Raw genomic sequence first — 3,180 nt, forward strand, 5'->3', positions numbered from 1 at the left:
CTCCAAATTCGTCTTCACCATCGTGCTTGCGGTCAGCGCCTTTGCCTTGATCCGCGCCTTGTCGACGCCGGGTGCCTCGACGGGCCGGGCGATGGCCTGGATGGCCGCGGCTCCGGTGCTGGTAGCAGTGGCGGTGATTCTGGAGCTTTTCATGGTGCCGGAGGCGCTGTGGGGAACAAGGATGGTCGGCTCCAACATGATGATCTGCATGGGCTTCATCCCGTTGATCGGCCTCGGTCCGCTTGCCATCTTCCTGTGGATGCTGCGCTACGGCGCGCCGACACGGCCGGTGCTGGCCGGTGCGGTGGCGGGTCTGCTCGCCGGCGGGCTGGCGGCGACCTTCTACGCCGCGCACTGCTTCGACGATTCGCCGCTTTTCGTCGCCACCTGGTACACGATAGCGATCGCAGCACTCGCGTTGCTCGGTGCGCTCGGCGGACGATTTTTCGTGCGCTGGTAGCGTTCCGCCACGATCCCGAGCCCATGCACACCGATCCTTAATCATGCCGGCAATTGTTTGCCGGTTAGCGATGGCGCCGGTATGCCGGACGCAACCTTTCCTTAAAATCGATCCGTCAAGGTTGATGCGAGAACATGCGTTTGCGCACGGGGGTGGCACGTATCGTGATGTGGCGAGGATTGACCAGCCGAAAATCTCTTGGGCATGCAGGCTTGGCGTTGCTCGTGGCCGGCCTGGGCGTCCTAGCGGCTTCGATCCTGCTGTCGCGCCTGGACCTCGGCACCGAAGCGCTGAAACTCTGCCTGCAGATCTCGGTGGCGGTGGCGGCGGGCGCGCTGTTCCTCGCTGTCATGTCCACCCGTCGGATCAGCGAGGATCGTCAGCAGATCGCCGAGAGCGAGATGCGCTTCCGCCGCGCCATGGCGGATTCGGCGATCGGTATGGCCGTTGTCGGTCTCGACGGGCGCATTCGCGAGACCAATCCGGCCTTCGCCGCCATGCTTGGCTACAGCCGTGAAGAGATCGAGGCGCTGACCTTCTTCCAGATCACGCATCCCGACGATCTGCAGATCGGGCGGGAGACGATGGACGATCTGAAGGCGGGCACGGTCAATTCCTTCCACTTCGAGAAGCGCTATCTCAGGAAGGACGGAACGCCGGTCTGGGCCCATCTTGCGGGCTCGGTCATTCGCGACGAGAACAGCGGCCGCCCGCTCTATCTTGTCTCGCAAATCGAGAACATCGACGCACGCAAGCAGGCCGAGGCGCGCATTGCCGAAGCGGAAACGCGTTGGAATTTCGCCCTGGCCGGCGCCGGCCAAGGTGTCTGGGACCTCGACATGCGCAAGGGCGGCACGACCTATTCCTCGACCTGGGTCAAGATGCTGGGCTATGCGGATGGCGAGCTCGATGGCGACACCGACCGCTGGCTGACGATGATCCATCCCGACGATCGCGAGATTGTCGCGGAAGCGGATCGCGCCCATCTCGAGGGCAAGACGCCGTTCTTTGAAGCCGAGTTCAGGATGCGCCACAAGGATGGCCACTGGATGTGGATCCTCGACCGCGGCAAGGCCATCGAGCGTGACGAGGATGGCCGGCTGATCAGGGCCATTGGCAGCCTGACCGACATCACCCGACGCAAGGAGGCCGAAGCACGCCTCACCGTATCGGCGGCAATGCTTGCCGATGAAAAGGAGCGGCTGAGGGTGACCCTGCAGTCGATCGGTGATGCCGTCATCTGCACCGATGCCGCAAACCGCGTCACCTTCATGAACCCGGTCGCCGAAAAGCTGACCGGTGTTGCCGGCGGCGAGGCTCTCGGCAAGATGCTTGGCCATGTCTACTGGGCAGTTGACGAGGAGACGGGGCACCGGATCGGCGTGATCCGACCGGCGATCGGCGGCCTGGCGCCCGCAGATCAGAACAGCCGCGCCGTTCTCATCCGGCGCGACGACACACGCTGCAGCATCCGTCAGGTCGTGTCGCCGATCATCAACGAGCGGAACGAATTCTGCGGGCTGGTCATCGTTTTCCAGGACTTTACCGATGCGCGCGCGCTGCAGCGCCAGCTCGCCCATGCCGCCGCGCATGACGCGCTGACCGGCCTTGCCAATCGCTCGAGCTTCATTCGCGCCATGGAGGAACTGGTCGGTCAGGCCCGCAAGGACGGTACCTCGGGCAAAGGCGGCGGACACCAGTTCATGTTCATCGATCTCGACCATTTCAAACTGGTCAACGATACGGGCGGCCACGCGGCGGGAGACGCGCTGCTGAAACGGGTTGCCGCGGCGGTTCGCGGCGTGCTTGGTCCAGAGGACATCGTTGCTCGTCTGGGCGGCGATGAATTCGCGGTCATTTTGAAATCGGGTTCGGCAGCCGGTGCCAAGATCGCTGCGCGCTCCATCATCGATTCGATCGGCGGCCTGGACTTCACCTGGGACGGCCGTCCTCACGTGATCGGCGCCAGCATCGGGCTGGCCGCGATCAGCGCCAATTGCGGCGAGGTCGACGAGATCATCGCTAGGGCCGATGCAGCTTGCTATGCGGCCAAGGCGGCCGGCCGTGGCTGCGTTTGCGTGGCGCCGGAAGGGGAGATTGTGGACGGCAAGGCAGTGCCGCCCGAGCCGCTGGCTGCGGCCTCCTGATCCGGGTATCAACCTCTGATCCGAGAGGCTTCGGGTTTCCGCTGACGCGGATCTGATCAGCGCGTCGGGACGGGATGCTCGCCGCGATAATCGTAGAAGCCACGCCCGGTCTTGCGGCCGAGCCAGCCGGCCTCGACATATTTCACCAGCAGCGGACAAGGGCGGTACTTCGAGTCCGACAGGCCGTCATGCAGCACCTGCATGATCGACAGGCAGGTATCGAGCCCGATGAAGTCAGCCAACTGCAGCGGTCCCATCGGATGGTTGGCGCCGAGCCGCATAGCGGTGTCGATGGCATCGACCGAGCCGACGCCCTCATAGAGCGTGTAGATCGCCTCGTTGATCATCGGCAGCAGGATGCGGTTGACGATGAAGGCCGGAAAATCCTCCGAGACCGTGATCGTCTTGTCGAGCTGCTTCACGTAGGTCTTGGCTGCCTCGAAGGTCTGGTCCTCGGTGGCGATGCCGCGCACCAGTTCGACCAACTTCATCAGCGGCACCGGGTTCATGAAATGTATGCCGATGAACCGCTCCGGCCGGTCGGTCTGCGCGGCAAGCCGCGTGATCGAGATC

The 3,180-nt window shown here is 63.9% G+C and carries 3 protein-coding genes; 2 read left to right on the forward strand and 1 reads right to left on the reverse strand.

The genetic code is table 11. From position 1 onward, the window contains the following. Window positions 1-460 (forward strand): NrsF family protein (locus EN935_RS28420; RefSeq protein WP_127373856.1); only part of this gene is annotated, 460 nt, incomplete at its 5' end. A gap of 212 nt (window positions 461-672) precedes the next feature. After that, window positions 673-2,607, forward strand: coding sequence for a PAS domain S-box protein (locus EN935_RS28425; RefSeq protein ID WP_245468884.1), 1,935 nt, complete (start codon window positions 673-675; stop codon window positions 2,605-2,607). 56 nt (window positions 2,608-2,663) lie between these two features. On the opposite strand, the gene EN935_RS28430 is transcribed toward EN935_RS28425, so the two are convergent. Continuing rightward, window positions 2,664-3,180, reverse strand: a 517-nt coding sequence (locus EN935_RS28430) for a 3-hydroxyacyl-CoA dehydrogenase family protein (RefSeq protein ID WP_245489072.1), incomplete at its 5' end; no start/stop codon positions are given.

It is taken from the genome of Mesorhizobium sp. M7D.F.Ca.US.004.03.1.1, from assembly GCF_003998635.1.
GTDB classification, from domain to species: domain Bacteria; phylum Pseudomonadota; class Alphaproteobacteria; order Rhizobiales; family Rhizobiaceae; genus Mesorhizobium; species Mesorhizobium loti.